At 50.8% G+C, this 1244-nt stretch carries 1 pseudogene; it reads left to right on the top strand.

The features are described 5' to 3' along the window. Positions 1-20 precede the first annotated feature (20 nt). Positions 21-1244, top strand: a pseudogene (locus RTY00_RS07030) (transporter substrate-binding domain-containing protein); the annotation flags it as partial.

The raw sequence follows: 1244 nt of genomic DNA on the forward strand, positions 1-1244 counted from the left end.
ATGTCAACTTAAGCGCCGATGTGCAGACCTGGCTGGCCAATAACGAAGAAATCAGTGTTGGCGTGTGGGGCCCATCTCATCCGCCGCTTGGCGAAGGAATGGCCTATGGCCAATTCCAGGGGATCGCGGCTGATTATCTGGCAATGCTGGAAGGCAGCCTGCAGGTGAAATTTCGTTTGCACTATTATGAAGACAGCAGTGATGCACTCGCAGCACTCAGTCAACATGAAATTCAGATGGTGGCGATGTGGAATCCGGCCCGCTGGCCAAGCAAAGCAGCGCAGGCAACCTCGCCGTGGTTGTTAGACAAATCCGTATTGATGATGCGCGACAGTCAAGATGATGCGCCGGCTTCACTGGACGATTTGACTCTCGGCGTGGTGCCTGACGATATCGGTCCAGCACCGATTCGTGAAGAGTATCCTGGTAGCCTGTTACGCTATTTCCCTGAATTTGACCAGGCAATGAACGCCGTAGCTTATGGCCAAATTAATGCGTTATGGATCAATCGCGCCACTGCCGATTATTTGACGCGTTATCAGCAAATCAGTGGATTAAAATCCATACCCAGCTCAGCTTTACCTAACCTGAATCTCAGTTTTGGTATTGATCGCCAACTCCCACAATTGCGCGCGGCGATTGACAGCACCTTGCAACAGATGCCACTGGCGTCACGTATGCGTATTGCGATTGGCTGGGGGCTCACCCGTGAAGCGGTGATTACCCGCAATCCTCTTGGCCTGAGCGCGAAAGAAGAACAATGGTTGCACACCTTTAAGCGAATTCCCGTCATTATTGATGGCCGTCGTCCGCCAATCAGTTTCGTCCAAAATGGTGTCCCTGCAGGTTTTGTTGTCGATATGCTCGAAGCGCTAACTGAGCGTTATGGCTTGAACTTCACTCTGCTGGTGGCTGATGAAAAGACGTCAGTTCAGAGTTTGCAACACGATCACCCCGACGCGCTGCTGGCCAACAACTGGCGTCTTGAAAACATCACGGAAGATGATAAAGCAGCGGCGTCAGGTTCGACGCTACTCACCTCACCAATGGTGGTCATCATGCAGAAGTCGGTGGCAACACCGGCAGAATTTAGTGATTTGAAGGGCGAACGCCTGGCCATTAATCGTGATAACCCACTGATTCCCTGGCTAACAACATGGTATCCGGGGATTGAATTGACGTTGACTGATGATCTATATCAGGCATTAGAACAACTGAAAAATAAAAATGTTCGCGGCATCATT

It is taken from the genome of Pantoea sp. CTOTU49201 (assembly GCF_032054795.1).
Lineage (GTDB): Bacteria > Pseudomonadota > Gammaproteobacteria > Enterobacterales > Enterobacteriaceae > Pantoea > Pantoea symbiotica.